General features: G+C 39.2%; 15 protein-coding genes. 1 reads left to right on the forward strand and 14 read right to left on the reverse strand.

Going from position 1 to position 16,288, the window contains the following annotated elements; translation table 11 throughout:
- Nucleotides 1-107: 107 nt before the first annotated feature.
- From rplS to FFM59_RS07420, 14 genes are all read right to left on the reverse strand, one after another.
- Complete coding sequence (rplS, locus tag FFM59_RS07355) at nt 108-461, reverse strand: 50S ribosomal protein L19 (protein ID WP_137602394.1); 354 nt, start codon at nt 459-461, stop codon at nt 108-110.
- 112 nt (nt 462-573) lie between these two features.
- Nucleotides 574-1,332, reverse strand: coding sequence for a tRNA (guanosine(37)-N1)-methyltransferase TrmD (gene trmD / locus FFM59_RS07360; RefSeq protein ID WP_137602395.1), 759 nt, complete (start codon nt 1,330-1,332; stop codon nt 574-576).
- A gap of 1 nt (nt 1,333) precedes the next feature.
- Nucleotides 1,334-1,837 (reverse strand): ribosome maturation factor RimM, encoded by a 504-nt coding sequence (rimM, locus tag FFM59_RS07365; RefSeq protein WP_137602396.1) that lies wholly within the window; start codon nt 1,835-1,837, stop codon nt 1,334-1,336.
- Between the two features lie 192 nt (nt 1,838-2,029).
- Nucleotides 2,030-2,305, reverse strand: coding sequence for a 30S ribosomal protein S16 (gene rpsP, locus FFM59_RS07370; RefSeq protein ID WP_137602397.1), 276 nt, complete (start codon nt 2,303-2,305; stop codon nt 2,030-2,032).
- Between the two features lie 89 nt (nt 2,306-2,394).
- Nucleotides 2,395-3,819, reverse strand: a complete 1,425-nt coding sequence (gene ffh / locus FFM59_RS07375; RefSeq protein ID WP_137602398.1) for a signal recognition particle protein — start codon at nt 3,817-3,819, stop codon at nt 2,395-2,397.
- A gap of 12 nt (nt 3,820-3,831) precedes the next feature.
- Entirely contained in the window at nt 3,832-4,173 is a 342-nt protein-coding gene (locus tag FFM59_RS07380; RefSeq protein WP_137602399.1) for a putative DNA-binding protein, read from the reverse strand.
- Nucleotides 4,174-4,178: 5 nt separating this feature from the next.
- Entirely contained in the window at nt 4,179-5,567 is a 1,389-nt protein-coding gene (gene ftsY, locus FFM59_RS07385) for a signal recognition particle-docking protein FtsY (protein WP_137602400.1), read from the reverse strand.
- Nucleotides 5,568-5,579: 12 nt separating this feature from the next.
- Nucleotides 5,580-9,137 carry a chromosome segregation protein SMC gene (gene smc, locus FFM59_RS07390; protein WP_137602401.1) on the reverse strand — a complete coding sequence of 1,186 codons (3,558 nt, stop codon included), beginning with the start codon at nt 9,135-9,137 and terminating at the stop codon, nt 5,580-5,582.
- 23 nt (nt 9,138-9,160) lie between these two features.
- Nucleotides 9,161-9,856, reverse strand: a complete 696-nt coding sequence (rnc, locus tag FFM59_RS07395) for a ribonuclease III (protein ID WP_137602402.1) — start codon at nt 9,854-9,856, stop codon at nt 9,161-9,163.
- Between the two features lie 116 nt (nt 9,857-9,972).
- Nucleotides 9,973-10,215 carry an acyl carrier protein gene (gene acpP, locus FFM59_RS07400; protein ID WP_137602403.1) on the reverse strand — a complete coding sequence of 81 codons (243 nt, stop codon included), beginning with the start codon at nt 10,213-10,215 and terminating at the stop codon, nt 9,973-9,975.
- A gap of 37 nt (nt 10,216-10,252) precedes the next feature.
- Nucleotides 10,253-11,293 (reverse strand): phosphate acyltransferase PlsX, encoded by a 1,041-nt coding sequence (gene plsX, locus FFM59_RS07405; protein WP_137602404.1) that lies wholly within the window; start codon nt 11,291-11,293, stop codon nt 10,253-10,255.
- 14 nt (nt 11,294-11,307) lie between these two features.
- Nucleotides 11,308-13,341 carry an ATP-dependent DNA helicase RecG gene (gene recG, locus FFM59_RS07410; protein ID WP_137602405.1) on the reverse strand — a complete coding sequence of 678 codons (2,034 nt, stop codon included), beginning with the start codon at nt 13,339-13,341 and terminating at the stop codon, nt 11,308-11,310.
- Nucleotides 13,342-13,476: 135 nt separating this feature from the next.
- Entirely contained in the window at nt 13,477-15,177 is a 1,701-nt protein-coding gene (locus tag FFM59_RS07415; RefSeq protein WP_137602406.1) for a DAK2 domain-containing protein, read from the reverse strand.
- A gap of 30 nt (nt 15,178-15,207) precedes the next feature.
- The gene (locus FFM59_RS07420) at nt 15,208-15,570 is read right to left on the reverse strand and encodes an Asp23/Gls24 family envelope stress response protein (protein WP_137602407.1); all 363 of its coding nucleotides are present in this window, start codon (nt 15,568-15,570) and stop codon (nt 15,208-15,210) included.
- Between the two features lie 250 nt (nt 15,571-15,820).
- On the opposite strand from FFM59_RS07420, the gene rpmB reads away from it, so the two are divergent.
- Nucleotides 15,821-16,006, forward strand: a complete 186-nt coding sequence (gene rpmB / locus FFM59_RS07425; RefSeq protein ID WP_057890616.1) for a 50S ribosomal protein L28 — start codon at nt 15,821-15,823, stop codon at nt 16,004-16,006.
- The last annotated feature ends 282 nt before the right edge of the window (nt 16,007-16,288 follow it).

Consider the following 16,288-nt stretch of genomic DNA (forward strand, 5'->3'; position numbering starts at 1 on the left):
TAAATTATACATTTTTTTCAAATTTATGGGTACTTTTGTTTTAGTGCGCCGTAAATTTATTTTGTTTCATATAAAAAACAATCCAAGCGGATTGCTTTTTTCTGTAATTAAACTCGACGTTCTTGAATACGAGCTGCCTTACCATGAAGTGCACGTAAGTAATATAACTTAGCACGACGAACACGACCATGACGAACTACTTCAATTTTATCAATACGTGGTGAATGAAGTGGGAATGTACGTTCCACACCAATACCATTACTGATCTTACGAACAGTATAAGTTTCGCTGATTGCGAAACCATGACGTTTGATAACAACACCTTCGAATAATTGAACACGTTCCCGAGTTCCTTCGACGATACGAGCATAAACTCGAACAGTGTCTCCGGCACGGAAATCTGGAATATCACTACGTAATTGATCTGAAGTGATTTTTTGGATTAAGTCATTTTGACGCATGTTGTTTCTCCCTTTTCAATCGACATTCATGTTTTATTAGCAGCGGAATATCGTTACTGTGGCTCTACAGCCATATAGAATAATAGCATACATGATAGTTTAATGTAAAGTACTATTCAATTTCATCTTCAGATTCTTCGATTTTAATATCTGACAACAAATGTCGTTGTTTGGTTGTTAATTCGATTTGCTCTAATAAATCTGGACGACGCAAATAAGTTCTTCGCAACGATTCTTTTTCACGCCAATCAGCGATTAGTTGATGATTACCATTCATCAGCACCTCTGGGACTTTCATCCCCTGATATTCAGGTGGGCGTGTATATTGTGGGTATTCCAGTAGCCCATTTGAAAATGAATCACTCGGAGCAGATTCTTGATTACCTAACACTTCTGGTAATAAACGCACTGCAGCATCAATCATCACCATGGCTGGCAATTCACCACCAGTTAAGACAAAATCCCCAAGGGAGATTTCATCAGTGACAATACTCCGAATTCGCTCATCATAGCCTTCATAGTGGCCACAGATAAACGTTAAATGTTCTTCCTGTGATAATTCTTGGGCGACTTGTTGATCAAATTTTCGACCCGCTGGATCAACTAAAATAACTTTCCCAGTTGGGTATTGATCTGCTGTTTTAGCAACGGTATCTGCATAGGCGGTTAAAATGGGTTGGACTTGCAATAACATCCCCGCACCACCACCATATGGATAATCATCCACATGGTTTTGTTTATCGTCAGTGTAATCGCGAAAGTCAGTTACTTCAACATCTAATAAATTCTTTTCAATGGCTTTACCAATGATTGACTCGCTTAAGGGACCTTTAACCATGTCTGGAAACAAGGTCAATACATCTATCCGCATTTTATAGTCCCTCCATCAGTTCAACAATCACCTTATGTTCTGCTAAATCGACTGTTTTAATTACATCATCGATAACTGGCAAAAGTAAATCATCTTGGCCTTTGCGATTAACGACCCAAACGTCATTTGCCCCAGGTGAAAGAATTTCTTTAATTGTTCCAATGGTTTGACCATCTTCAGTTTCAACGGTTAGACCCACAATGTCACGATAGTAATATTCGTCTTGATTTAATTCTTGTTGGTCATCTTCACTAATCATTAAATCAAGACCCTTGTATTTTTCAACCAAGTTAATATCTTCCAAATTTTTGAAAGTAACTAGATACATATTTTTTTGTAACTTAACGGTTTTGATAGTCACGGGTATTTTGCTATCTTTAGCTGCGATATAGACTTGGTTACCTTTTTTATAGCGTAATTCAGGGAAGTCCGTGACTGACAAAATTTTGAGTTCCCCTTTTAATCCATGTGTATTAACGATGGTGCCAATTTTGTAATAGTTCATTTCATTTCCTCATTAAGTCCGAAATTAGTTTAAAAAAACTCCCAACACTAATGTGTGGGAGTTTTGTGTTTGACGATCATTAATAATGAAACGAAACTTCCGCGATTTGATTATTCATCAAAGACCGGACCGTAGAAGCAACACGTCCCTTATAAAGTGACTTAATTTCATTATTGAGTATTCGTTAAACGACTACTTTTTTGTCATTTTAGATTCATGAAATTCTTTCATGATTCCAGCCTGAGATAACAAGTTACGAACTGTATCTGAAGGTTGGGCACCATTGTTTAACCATTGCATGATGTCTTCTTTTTCAAGCTTAACTTCTGCTGGTTCAACTAATGGATTGTATGTTCCAACTGTTTCGATGAAACGGCCGTCACGTGGTGAACGTGAATCGGCAACAACGATACGATAGAATGGACGCTTCTTTGATCCCATTCGTTTCAAACGGATTTTAACTGACATGTGTAAACACCTCCTCGAAGTTTTTTAACAGATATAAATATACCATTTCAAAAATAGTTTGTAAAGTATTTTTACTTAACAGTTAAAATTTATTTACGCTTATTGCGCTTTTTCTTATTTTTCTTCATCTTGCGAGTCATTTGTTTCATGGCTAATTTTCCCAAACGACCACCAGGCATGTTGCCGCCCATCATTTGTTCCATCCCCGCCATATTACCGCTAGAGACTTGTTTCATCATCTTTTTCATTTCATTGAATTGCTTAATCATTCGATTAACTTCGACAATTGGTCGTGCTGCACCAGCTGCTAGTCGGCGACGACGACTTGGATTTAATAAATCTGGGTTTTCACGTTCCGCTGGCGTCATTGAATAGACAATTGCTTTGATATGATCCATATCTTTTGGATCAACTTTCACATTTTTAATGGCTGGATTATTGGCTATCCCTGGAATCATTTTCATGATATCTTCGATTGGGCCCATGTTTTGAACTTGTTCCATTTGGTCGAGAAAATCGTTGAAGTCAAATGAGTTTTCACGCATTTTATCCATAGTTTTCTTGGCTTGATCTTCATCGAAATCTTGTTGTGCTTTTTCGATTAAGGTCAGCATGTCACCCATGCCTAAGATTCGAGATGACATTCGATCTGGATGGAAGACATCCAAATCAGTCATTTTTTCACCTTGACCGACAAACTTAATTGGCTTGCCAGTGACTGCCCGAATTGATAACGCAGCCCCACCACGGGTATCGCCATCTAACTTAGTTAAGATGACCCCGGTGATATTGAGCTTACTGTTGAATCCATCGGCGGTTTCAGTCGCATTTTGACCAGTCATGGCATCGACAACTAACAAAATTTCATCAGGTTGAGCCAAGGTTTCAATATTAACTAATTCGTTCATCAACTTTTCGTCGATTTGTAAACGACCGGCCGTATCGATGATGACATAATCATTATGTTTTGCTTTGGCTTCTTCAAGTCCTTGACGGACAATTTCTACCGGATCAACATCTGTTCCAAGTTGGAAAACCGGAACATCAATTGATTTGGCAACTGTTTCTAATTGGTCAATCGCAGCTGGGCGATAAACATCGGCCGCGATGAACATTGGTCGTGCGTTTTCTTCATTTTTTAACTTTAAGGCTAATTTACCAGCGGTGGTAGTTTTACCAGCCCCTTGGAGCCCGGTCATCATGATGATAGTAGGAATCTTACCTGACTTGTTCAGCGGAACCGCTTCTGAACCCATTGTTTTGGTTAATTCTTCATCAACAATTTTAACAATTTGTTGGGCTGGGTTTAATCCTTGTAAAACATCAGTTCCAGTTGCACGTTCACGAACTTGTTTGACAAAGTCTTTAACAACGGTGAAGTTAACATCGGCTTCCAGCAAGGCCAAGCGGATTTCACGCATGGTTTCTTTGAGGTCTGCTTCAGTAACTTTAGGTTTGCGACGTAACTTAGACATCGCACTTTGTAATCGTTCAGTTAATCCTTCAAAAGCCATTAATCAGCTCTCCTATTCTTCTTCTAAATTCTCAAGTCGTTTAATCAATGACTTCAAGGTTTGATCATTTGGATATTGATTGTTTATATAAGTTTGAATTTCATCCGCCACTTGATTTCGTGCCACAAATTCGGCGTAAAGATGAAGTTTGTTTTCATAGTCTTGCAAGATGGCGACTGTACGCTTTATATTATCATAAACTGCTTGTCGGCTGACATTAAATTCCTCAGCAATTTCACCTAATGAGTAATCATCAGCGTAGTAAAGTTGGATATAGTCCGTTTGTTTTTGAGTTAAGAGTGCCTGGTAAAATTCAAATAATGAATTGATGCGCTCGTTTTTTTCAATTTCCATGTGCTTTATCCTTCTTCAGTTACAAGCCCTTTAAAGAGACCGTAGACGTATTCACTGGCGTCAAATTCTTGTAAATCAGCAACTTGTTCACCTAAGCCCACAAACTTGACTGGTAAATGTAATTCATTGCGGATGGCTAACACAATTCCCCCACGAGCAGTACCATCTAGTTTAGTCAACACAATACCGGTGACATCGGTACTTGACTTAAACATTTTGGCTTGTGTCAGGGCGTTTTGTCCCGTCGTAGAATCCAAAACTAACAATACTTCTTGAGGAGCACCCGCGATTTCACGTTCAATAATCCGTTTCATTTTTTCTAGTTCGTTCATCAAATTAACTTTATTTTGTAAACGACCGGCGGTATCAACGAACAAGACATCATAGTTTTCTTTTTTAGCTTTATCAACAGCATCAAAAACAACCGACGCTGGATCACTACCTTCTGGACCGGTAACTACTTCAACACCGTCGCGGTCACCCCAAACTTGCAATTGTTTGGTTGCTCCCGCTCGGAAAGTATCAGCAGCGGCTAAGAGCACCTTTTTGCCTTGTTGCTTGTATTTAGCAGCCATTTTCCCAATGGTAGTGGTTTTTCCAACTCCATTCACCCCAACAAATAAAATGACGGTTGGGCCTTGAGCTGCAAAATGAATGCTGTTATCTTCGTCTTTACCTTGGTCATCATAAATTTGGACTAGCTTTTCGATAATAACATTGGAAACCGCCTGTTTACTTTTGGCATTTTGAAGCTTAACTTCATCACGTAATTGGTCACTGATGGAAACTGCCATGTCAAAACCAACATCTGATTTAATTAATGTTTCTTCCAACTCTTCAAAGAAATCTTCATCGACACTTCTAAAATTAGCTAAAAATTCATTTAAACGGCTACCAAATGTGGAACGGGTTTTTTCCAGTCCTTTTTCATAGGTTGCTTCTTCATGTTCGGCGACTGCCGGTTCTTCAGTTACTGAATCTTCAGGTTCATCGGCTACTGGTTCTTCAGGTTCATCACTGGTCTCAGTAGAATCAACTTCGACTGGTGTTTTTGAGGTTTCAGTTTCAGACGATTCATTAGAGTCTTCTGATGCAAGACTTTCTGATTGTTCAGCAATGGTACTAGTTTCTTGACTGGCTAATTTGCTAACCATCGATTCTGATTCTAAGCTTTCAGTCGAAGCGGCAGTTTGACTATCAACCTCTGACGATTGTTGTGCTTCAACATTAGAGCTTGATTCAGGTTCTACGACAGACGTTTGATCAACTGATGTGTCTGAGCTAATCGCACTTTCTTCACTGGCAGTCAGTGGTGCCTCGCTAGTTTCTGATTCAACCGGTTTGGGTTCTTCAGGTTTAGTTGCTTTGCGCTTAAATATATCAAATAATCCCATATTCTGACTCCTTTAAGTTGTTTTAACATCTTCCAATGACACGGATACCATCTTGGACACTCCAGATTCTTGCATGGTTACCCCATACAAAACTTTAGCATTCATCATGGTACCTTTACGGTGGGTCACGACAATAAATTGTGGTCCATCATCCCCGTACGTGCTCAAATACCTCGCAAATCGATTAACGTTGGCGTCGTCAAGGGCAGCTTCAGTTTCATCTAAAATAGCGAATGGTACTGGTCTCACGGCCAAAATTGAAAATAGAAGCGTAATCGCCGTCAGTGCCCGTTCACCACCAGACAGTAAACTCATCTGTTGATTCTTTTTCCCAGGTGGCTGTGCAATGATATCTACCCCGGTCGTTAACATGTTATCCGGTTCCGTTAAAACTAGTTTAGCTTGTCCACCACCAAACATTTCGACGAAAATTTGCTCAAATTCATGGGCAACTTCATGGAAACTAGTTTCAAATCTAGTTTTAACTTCTTCATCCATTTCAGCCATGGTTTCGTTCAGCTGTCGTTTCGAAGCCATTAAATCATCTTTTTGTTCAGTTAAGAAATTGAACCGTTTAGAAACTCGTTCGTATTCATCAATTGAACCAAGGTTAACTGGACCAATTTCATCCAATCCTCGTTTGAGTAATTTTAATTGACTCATAATCTCAGGCATGGGCAAATCAATTAAGTCTAGGCTAGCTTCGTTAAAGGACATCGCATAGCGTTCACTCAAGCGATTCATCCCCGTATCAATCAGGGTTTCTAGTTTCACACTGCGGGCGTTGACATCATTTAACTCATTTAAAGCCGCACGTTGTAATTCTTGGGTGCGAACTTGTTTTTGATCTGCGAGTTCCACCTCAGATGAATTAGTGTCTAGTTTTTGACTAGTCGTGGTAATTTCTTTTTCAGTTGCTGACTTGGCAGCAATCAATTCTTCTAATCGCAAATGATTATTTTTTTGGAGAGTTTCCTGTTCAGCTTGGGTAGCGCTGGTCGTATCCGTTTGTTGTTTGAGATTAGCCAAACGTGCTTCTTGAGCTTCGATACTTTGTTGAACTCGATTAATTTCCTGTTGGCCGTGTTGAATTTTTTCGGTTTCAACGGCAATCGCTTGTTCACGAGCTTGAATCTGCTTGGCTTGTACCGACGCATCAGTTTGTAGATTGTCTAAATCATCTTTTAACTGGATGATTTGTGTCTTTAACGCTGCAATTGACTCATTAACGGTCTTATCATCAGTTTCATTTCTCGCTAACGTATCTGCATACGAAGTTGATTCTTCGTTATTTTGATCAACTTCGAATTTCAAAGCAGTCAATTGCTTATTCACGACGGTTTGTTCGTTTTGTAAGATTTGCAATTGCCCGTTGATATCTTGGACCGTGGCGCGTTGTGCAATCACTTGTTGTTGCAGCTTTTCACCACTTTGTTGATTAGCTTTAATCGCATCGTCAAATTTAGCCACTTTTTCTTCAAATTGAGTACTAGCAGTTTTCGCATCAACTAATTTGGTTTCCAAAGTTTCCAGTTCTTGTTGGCGGCTTAATAGCCCCTGACGTTGTTGCTTATTGGCCCCACCAGTCATAGAACCACTGGCATTAATTAATTGGCCATCTAGTGTGACAACCCGGACTCGATGTTGTCCAGCTCTTGAAATTTGGGTGGCATGATCAAGGTTATCTGCAATCACCGTCGTACCTAATAGATGCTTAACTACAGTTGATGCTTGTTTAGAAGTCGAAATTAATTCACTTGCGACTCCTTCAAAACCGGCCATCGTAGTTAGTGAATCCAGTAAGCTTGAATTTAGTGAATGCACCGACAGAGAATCAACCGGTAAAATCGTAACCCGGCCTGCTTTTTTTGAAACTAAGTATTTAATAATTTGTTTACCTGTCGCAGAATTATCGACGACCAAATTCTGTAATTGACTGCCTAAAACTGTTTCAACAGCTGTCATGTATTGGGGTGGCACATCAATTAGTTCAGACACAGGCCCAAGTAGCCCATCGAACTCGTTGCGATGTTGTAACGTATACCGAACCCCTTGATAAAATCCTGAGTAATCGGCTTCTAACGATTTTAGACCGTTAATTTTAGCCTGCAAGGTTTGTTCAGTTCCTAGTGCTTGATACCATTGCTTTTGAATCTCGTCGTACTGACTTCGTAATGTTTGACGGCGGGTGACTTCTTCTTTCAGTGCTGTCTCTTGTTTTGATAAAGCAGCCTGCTCACTGGTCAACGTTTCTTCAACTTGGTTTAATTTGTCGGCGAGCTGTGCTTGTTGCTTTTTGGCCGCTGCCAAATCAATATTTGACTGGCTTTGTCGTTGATCATTTTGTTCATGATTCTTAATCAGATAAGCTTTTTGATTATGTAATGTCGTCAAAGCTTGCATCTGTTCAATTTGCTGATTTTGTAAGTCTTCTATTTGCTGGCTTAATTGAGCTTGGCGTTCTTCAGCACTCATTGATTTTAGTTGCTTTAGGTCGTCTTTATTCTGGCTAACTGTTGCCAGGTGAGCAGCTTGTTCGGTATTTAAATCAGCTAATTCAGTTGAGAGCTCGCTGATTTGTGCCGTTAGCTGTTCAATTTGCTTTTGAATTTGCTCCAAATTAGCTTGACGATTATTGGCTCGTTCTGCGTTGATGTTTTGGTTGTTCTCTAATTCAGAAATTGATTGAGTTTGAATCAGTAATTTCGCCTGTAAATCGTCTTTAATTTTCGTTAAGCGAACTTGTTGTTGCTTTAACTCGGAAAGTTGTTGTGCGGATTCAGTACTTTGAGTGTCATATTGTTCACTCATTTTTTTGGCATTTTCAACTCGATCTTGGATTTCGTGATGCTTTTGTTGATTATCCGTAATATCTAAAACTGTTTTGGTTTTATCTAATTGATCAAAGCGAGTTTTTTGTTCCTGATATTCTTTTGCAAGAGCGCTTTGTTCGGCCAATGGTTCAACTTGGCTTTCTAACTCAGCTAAAATATCATTCACTCGATTTAAATTGTCATTATTATCGTTGAGGCGTTTCTCAGCAGTGTCTTTGTTTTTCTTGTATTTAGACACACCAGCGACTTCTTCAATTACCTTGCGACGATCAGCTGGCTTGCCATTAAAAATTTCTTCAACTCGACCTTGAGAGATAATCGAAAAAGACTCTCGGCCAAGTCCAGAGTCCATAAATAGCTCAGTTACATCTTTTAAACGACATTCCTGATTGTTAATCATATATTGGCTCTCACCGCTACGGTAAAGCTGCCGAGTCACTCGAATTTCATTAAAGTCACTGTTAATATAATGATCTGAATTATCAAAAGTAATTGAAACTTCGGCGCGATTGAGTGATTTACGCGTTGAGGAACCCGAAAAAATGACATCAGCCATGCGATCCCCACGTAAATCCTTAGCAGACTGTTCCCCCATTACCCAGCGGACTGCCTCGATAATATTACTTTTACCACTACCGTTCGGGCCAACAATTCCCGTCATCCCCGGCATGAATTCAATTTTTGTTTTTTGTGCAAATGATTTAAAACCATTTATTTCAAGCGAAATTAGTCGCATGTTACTCTCCCACAGCTACCTTATTATTGTAATCTCGTTAATGCATTTTTGGCGGCCTGTATTTCTGCACGCTTCTTTGAAGTACCAGTACCTTCACCAATGACTTTATTATCAGCACTCACAGCTACGGTATACACACGCTCACTTTCAGCGCCACTTTCTTTGGTCACATCATAGTCAATTTCAACATCCCCATGACGTTGCAAATATTCCTGCAAGCGGGTCTTATAATCAACTTCTTGTTCAAACCAACCTTGATCTAACTTGGCAAATACCACTCTGGTGACAAATTTGATTACTGCATCACGTCCTTGATCCAAATACAGTGCACCAATAAACGATTCAAAAATATCACAGAGTAATGATGACCGGTGACGAGCACCGGCTTTTTCTTCGCCTTTTCCGAGTCGAATGAATTTATCAAATTGACATTCCAAGGCAAATTTACTAAAACTATCTTCTTGAACCATCGCAATACGTAATCGAGACAACTTCCCTTGTGGCATTTCTGGATAGCGTTGATAAATATACTCTGAAACAGTTAGTTGCATGACGGCATCGCCTAAAAACTCAATGCGTTCATAATATTTTAAATTTTCTTTCGGATGCTCATTGACATACGATGCTTGGGTAAACGCTTCAGCCAGCAAACTGGAATCGTTAAAATGGATTCCAAATGTTTTAGCCAAATGATCTTCTAATTCTTTTATGGTAATCATCCTCCTAATAATACTTCTGCCTTATATTATACGTGTTTTCAGCGCTTATATAAAGCAGTATTCGCAAAAATGACCGAGACGAGGAATCCCCGTGTCGGCCATTTCAGATTCAATTTTTATGCTTGATGTTCCGCAATATAATCGACAACTTCACCAATTGTGTTTAGCTTTTCAGCCTCTGCATCTGAAATTTCAGAACCAAAAGTATCCTCAATTTCAAGTACGAATTCCACAAAATCGATGGAATCAGCATTTAAATCATTTTTCAAATTCAAATCATTGGTGATTTTCGCTTGATCGATGTCAAAGTGATCTCCAACTATTTCGCAAACTTTATCGAAAATTTCTTGTTTTTCCATTTTACAAACCCCTTGTAATAATTTAACCTAACCAATTCTAGTCGATTTTGCCGGTCTTGTCCATCTTTTCAAGTACTTCTTGGTTATTAAAATAATCAACAGTTTGATTAACGACCTGTGACTCAATCATGGTCTTGATTTGACCAATTGTATTCTTGATTGCATCAGCTTTAGAAGAACCGTGTGTTTTTACTACGGGGGCCTTTAAACCTAACAAAACTGCCCCACCATAAGTTGAAGTTGACATATTTTTACCAACGATACTAAAGACCGGTTTAAGAATCAAATAACCTAATTTGGCACGCAGACCACCCTTTAAAATACTGTCCTTAATTAAGGCTAACATGGTCTTAGCAGTACCTTCAGTCGCTTTTAAGGCAGCATTTCCAGTCCAACCGTCAGTTACGACCACATCCGCTTTACCCATGAGTAAACTTCCAGCCTCGACATTGCCAATAAAGTTTAAATCGTCTGCACTGTTGAGTGATTGCCAGACAGCTTTGTGTAATCGATCACCCTTATCTTCTTCCTCACCATTATTCAATAAAGCAATTGAAGGATTCTCAATGCCTAAAACTTTCTGCGCATAAAATTTACCTAGATAGGCATATTGAACTAGATTTTTTTCTTTACTTTCAGCATTGGCCCCAGTATCCAAATAAACAAAATTTTGTTTATCGGTATCCGGATGTGCTGCCGGTAAAATCGAAGTCAATCCAGGACGATCTATTCCTTTAATGCGACCAACGATAAATAAACCCGCGGCCATGACAGCACCAGTATTACCAGCGGAGAAAAATGCATCTGCTTCTTTTTCCTTCACCGCTGTCGCGGCACGTACAATTGAAGAATCTTTCTTACTCCGAATTGCCCGGACAGGTTCCTCGCCCATCTCAATCATTTCACTCGTATGAACTACGGTAATTCGATCTTGACTAGTCAAAAGAGGGTTAATTTGTGCTTGGTCACCATACAAGGTGAACTCAATATCGGAATACAAATCCCGGGCCTGCTCAACCCCAAGTACTATTTCTTTAGGCGCGTGATCTCCGCCCATTGCGTCGACTGCAATTTTCATATCAGTTACCATCCTTAATCAAAGTGTGTTTGTAATTTTCTAATCGTTAAATATTCGACGAGTGGTAAATTTTCAGTTTGAGTATCCCAGTCAGGCGTTAACAACAAATCGGCCGCGTCACTCTTCGCAATTTGTAACATTTTAAGTTCTCCCACTGGATCACCTACTTTAAATTCTGGCACCCCAGATTGTTTTAATCCTAAAACATCCCCGGATCCCCGTAATTCTAAATCACGTTGAGCGACCACAAAGCCATCAGTCGTTTCAACCATCGTTTGCATCCGTTGAATTCCCACTTGATTTTTAGGGTCTGCAATCAAAATACAATAACTTTGACGCTCTCCGCGGCCAACTCGTCCGCGTAATTGATGCAATTGTGCCAATCCAAAACGGTCCGCATCATATACAACCATCAACGATGCATTTTTAACATCTACCCCAACTTCAATTACCGTCGTTGAGACAAGCACTTGAATTTCATTAGCTTTGAAAGCTTCCATGATTGCATCTTTTTCATCATTTGGCATTCGACCATGGAGTAAACCAACTTGATATTGTGGAGTAAAATACTCTTGTAATTCTTCAAATAAGTCTTGGGCGTTTTGAACGTCCAACGTTTCAGATTGCTCGATTAACGGTGTCACGACATAGGTTTGGGCGCCTTGCTCTAATTCTTGTCTGACCTTTTCCCAGGCGACCCCAACTTGATTAGTTTTCAACCAACTAGTTTTAATCGTTTTCCGACCAGCTGGCAATTCATCAATCACGGACACATCCATTTCTCCATAGGCAGTAATGGCAAGCGTTCGCGGAATTGGCGTGGCAGTCATGGCTAACACATCGGGATCTTCACCTTTTTCGCGCAATTTTTGCCGTTGGTTAACGCCAAAACGATGTTGTTCATCGGTAACAATCAGGCCTAAATTAGCATATTCAACGCTATCTTGAATCAAGGCATGGGTCCCCACAATTAAATTGATGGAACCATTTTTAATTTGGGCGGTTAATTCACGATGTTGTTTCGCTGTCATTGATCCAGTCAATAAGCCAATATTAACATGTAACCCCTCAAACATTTTAGCAAAGTTTTGAGCATGTTGCGCGGCTAATATTTCAGTTGGTGCCATGATGGCCGCCTGGAGACCTGCCGTAATCGTGGCGTACATTGCTACCGCGGCCACCACCGTTTTACCGGACCCCACATCTCCTTGTAACAAACGGTTCATTTGGATTGGTCGACGTAAATCACGGCAAATTTCATTGATCACTCGTTGTTGAGCTTTTGTCAGTTCATACGGTAATGCGTGAATAAAATCTTTTAATTCGTCATTCCGATATAAAATTGAAATGCCATTTTTTTGTTGATTTTCCATTTTAATGGCTTGAAGTCTCAGTTGAAATAAGAAAAACTCTTCATAAGCTGCCGTCCGTCTGGCTTCAGCAGCTTGTGTATCATCTGATGGAAAATGCATTTCACGAATCATGTCTTTGCGTTCAATTAGTTTATATTGTTGAATTAATTTAGGAGGAAGTAACGATGCAATCACAGATTCATATGCTGTAAAAGCCGTCTTAATAAATTTTCGGAGCGTGGTTTGTTTCATTGATTTATTAGTGGGATATACAGCATCCACCGAGTTTTGATTAGTAGTAATATTGACGATTTTTGTGCCTGCTAACCGTTTATGGACTGCATCCCACTTGCCATATACGGCAATATCTTTGCTTAATTCAACCTTATCTTTCAAATAGGGTTGATTAAAGAATGTAACCATGACGACTTCCGTATCGACCATTAACCTAAAACTGAGCCGATTACGTTTATAGCCAAACCGTGCAATCACCGGTTCCGACATGACTGTCCCTTGCAAAGTTAACTTTTGTTGATCAACAGCCTGATTAGGATTTTGAATTTCATAACTATCGTATCGAGTTGGAAAATACAGTAACAAATCTTCAACAGTAAAAATACCTAATGTTTTTAAATCTTCAACTCGTTTAGGTCCAACACCAGCTAAATTACCCACAGAATCTTGTAAACTTAACATGTTACCTCCTTTCTGAATAAATGAGGCTGTACCAAAACATTCGTTTCGGCACAGCCTCATTAATATACAATTTAGTCTGTATCAATCGGCTCCATATATCTAACTGATTTAGAATATGTCACACACATTTTTTAATTATTCAACGGAAATTAAGTATGGATAAACTGGTTGTCCACCTTCATGGATTTCAATTTCAAGTTCATCGTCCACTTCGTATAGTGCGTTTTCAATTTCTTGAGCGTCAGCTTGATTGCCTTCCGTTCCCATGATAATTGTGACAATTTCACTATCTTCATCCAACATTGATTTAACCATATCAATCGCCGTTTGCTTAATTTCAGGATGGGTAACGGTGATTTTACCATCAACGATACCAATATAATTATCTTTTTTGATTTCAACCCCGTCGACAGTTGTGTCGCGGATTGAAACAGTCACTTCACCACTTTTGACAGTTGATAAAGCTTCTTCCATTGCAGTTTGATTGTCTTCTAACGTGGCATCAGGATTAAACTCAAGTAATGAGGCCATTCCTTGTGCAATCGTCTTACTATGGACAATTTTAACCGGAATATCAACCACATCAACGGATTGTTCTGCAGCCATGAAAATATTGCCATTATTTGGTAATACAATCGCACTTTTGGCACCACTTGCGTTGATTGCATCCACAATATCTTGGGTACTTGGATTCATGGTTTGACCACCATTAATCACGTGAGTTACTCCAAGGCTCTTGAATAATGTGGCAATGCCATCTCCACTAGAAATCGAAATAATAGCAGTATCAATCGTCTTAGTTGTTTCACCATTAGGTTGTTCCGCAGCAGGCACAGGAGACTCTTGTTCATCAGATTGCATGATTTCTTCTTGTTGCCAACGCATGTTATCAACTTTAACTTTTTGTAAATCACCAAATTCTTGTCCCCAAGCTAATACTTCGCCTGGATGTTCCGTATGAACGTGAACTTTAACAACTTCTTCGTCATTTACAACAAGCAAACTATCGCCTAAACCGGCTAATTTTTCATAAAATTTGTCGTAATCAAATTCTTGATCTACTTGTTTACCGCGACCGAGTCGTACCATAATTTCAGTACAATAACCGTACTTGATGTCATCGGGATTTAATTGACCCTGAGCACTACGGTGGTGCTCAGCATTGATCATTTCATCCATTTGGGCATTATCTGGTTGATAACTTTCGACTTCAATAGTTTTGCCAGATAACACTTCATAAAATGCTTGTAAGACAAAGACAAGTCCTTGCCCACCAGAATCCACTACGCCAACTTCTTTAAGCACTGGCAATAAATCAGGGGTTGTTTTTAAAGCTTCATCAGCAGCATGAAAAATGGTTTCAATAACTTCGATTAAATCATCAGTCTCAGTAATCTTTTTATTTCCAGCAGCGGCAGATTCTCTCACTACGGTCAGAATTGTACCTTCAGTAGGCTTCATAACTGCTTTATAAGCTGTTTTAGCCCCATTAGCATACGCTTCAACAAAATCCTGAGCAGTTAGTTCTGCCTTGCCTTCCATGCCCTTTGAAAAGCCACGAAAAATTTGGGAAAGGATGACTCCAGAGTTTCCGCGAGCTCCCATTAATAAGCCCTTAGCAACTGCAGCAGCTAAATCATCCACACGAGTACTACTTTCTTCGCGTTCATATTTAGCACCACTTGCTAAGGACATGCTCATATTTGTTCCCGTATCACCATCTGGGACCGGGAAAACGTTTAACGAATTAATAAATTCGGCATTTTGTTCCAAGCATGCCGAAGCAGCTTGAACCATTTTACCGAATTCAAGATTTGTAATTTTTGTAACTGTCAATTAAATTTCCTCCAGATGAACAAATATCAATTAGTCAGCTAGTACACGAACGCCCTGTACTAAGACATTAACTGAATTAGCCGTAACACCAAGCATTGATTCTAGGTTGTATTTTACTTTTGATTGCACACTTTTTGAAACTTCTGAAATTTTTGTGCCATATCCAACAATAATGTTTACATCTACTGAAACACCATTATCTTGTTGACGAATAACTACACCTTTATTGTAATTTTCACGCCTTAAAATATCGTTAACACCATCACGCAATTGGTTACGACTTGCCATCCCGACAACACCATAGTTGTCAGTAGCTGCCCCTCCGACTACTGTTGCAATTACATCGTTTGTAATATCAATAGTCCCAAACTGGGTTTTAATTTTGACTGCCATTTTATTGGCTCCCTTCTGCTTGAACTCATTAATGATATAATATCAGAATATGCTGCTTTAGTCCATTTGTGCAACAACGAATACATATTTTAGCTTATTTTCGCAAATTTGCAAATAATTTACTGTCAAGTGAAATTACTTGAAAGAAAATTCTTGCAATGTATTCGCGGCTATGGTAAATTATTTAAGTGAGTTATCGCGCTGTAACAAGCGCTCAAGTCAAAATTCAATGAGATGAGGAGGGTTATTCATGGCAAAAGATTTTATTACTGGTAAGCGGACACGTTTTGGAAACAAGCGTTCTCATGCCCTTAACTCAAGTCGTCGTAGCTGGAAGCCAAATCTTCAAAAAGTTACGATTTTAGTAGACGGTAAGCCAAAGAAAGTTTACGTCTCAGCACGTACTCTTAAATCAGGTAAAGTCACTCGAGTTTAATTTCTTAAAATAAACTATCCTACCTCAGGATGGTTTATTTTTTTGCATTTTTTACCTGATCCAAAAGACCTTTAAATAATTCAATCATAACCGCCCGTAAAACGGGTGGTTTGTTCATGGGCTATAAGCCCTATGTACTTGCCAGCATCTCAAGGCGCTGGCTTTTTATTTCATCAAAGCCAATTGAATGCATTTGTCACTTTTGCCGCCACTTTAAGTGGCGACGTTATTACTTACCTGGAACCCTTAAAAGGGTCTTCATATTCTTTAACACTTAATTTA

Source organism: Paucilactobacillus nenjiangensis (genome assembly GCF_005405445.1).
GTDB classification, from domain to species: Bacteria; Bacillota; Bacilli; order Lactobacillales; family Lactobacillaceae; genus Paucilactobacillus; species Paucilactobacillus nenjiangensis.

Excerpts from the sequence above, each read along its gene's own strand:
- rpmB (WP_057890616.1), top strand. The coding sequence starts at position 15,821 with ATGGCAAAAGATTTTATTACTGGTAAGCGGACACGTTTTGGAAACAAG.
- rplS (WP_137602394.1), bottom strand. The coding sequence starts at position 461 with ATGCGTCAAAATGACTTAATCCAAAAAATCACTTCAGATCAATTACGT.
- smc (WP_137602401.1), bottom strand. The coding sequence starts at position 9,137 with ATGCGACTAATTTCGCTTGAAATAAATGGTTTTAAATCATTTGCACAA.
- recG (WP_137602405.1), bottom strand. The coding sequence starts at position 13,341 with ATGTTAAGTTTACAAGATTCTGTGGGTAATTTAGCTGGTGTTGGACCT.
- plsX (WP_137602404.1), bottom strand. The coding sequence starts at position 11,293 with ATGAAAATTGCAGTCGACGCAATGGGCGGAGATCACGCGCCTAAAGAA.
- ffh (WP_137602398.1), bottom strand. The coding sequence starts at position 3,819 with ATGGCTTTTGAAGGATTAACTGAACGATTACAAAGTGCGATGTCTAAG.
- FFM59_RS07380 (WP_137602399.1), bottom strand. The coding sequence starts at position 4,173 with ATGGAAATTGAAAAAAACGAGCGCATCAATTCATTATTTGAATTTTAC.
- ftsY (WP_137602400.1), bottom strand. The coding sequence starts at position 5,567 with ATGGGATTATTTGATATATTTAAGCGCAAAGCAACTAAACCTGAAGAA.
- trmD (WP_137602395.1), bottom strand. The coding sequence starts at position 1,332 with ATGCGGATAGATGTATTGACCTTGTTTCCAGACATGGTTAAAGGTCCC.
- rimM (WP_137602396.1), bottom strand. The coding sequence starts at position 1,837 with ATGAACTATTACAAAATTGGCACCATCGTTAATACACATGGATTAAAA.
- rnc (WP_137602402.1), bottom strand. The coding sequence starts at position 9,856 with ATGATTACCATAAAAGAATTAGAAGATCATTTGGCTAAAACATTTGGA.
- FFM59_RS07420 (WP_137602407.1), bottom strand. The coding sequence starts at position 15,570 with ATGGCAGTCAAAATTAAAACCCAGTTTGGGACTATTGATATTACAAAC.
- acpP (WP_137602403.1), bottom strand. The coding sequence starts at position 10,215 with ATGGAAAAACAAGAAATTTTCGATAAAGTTTGCGAAATAGTTGGAGAT.
- rpsP (WP_137602397.1), bottom strand. The coding sequence starts at position 2,305 with ATGTCAGTTAAAATCCGTTTGAAACGAATGGGATCAAAGAAGCGTCCA.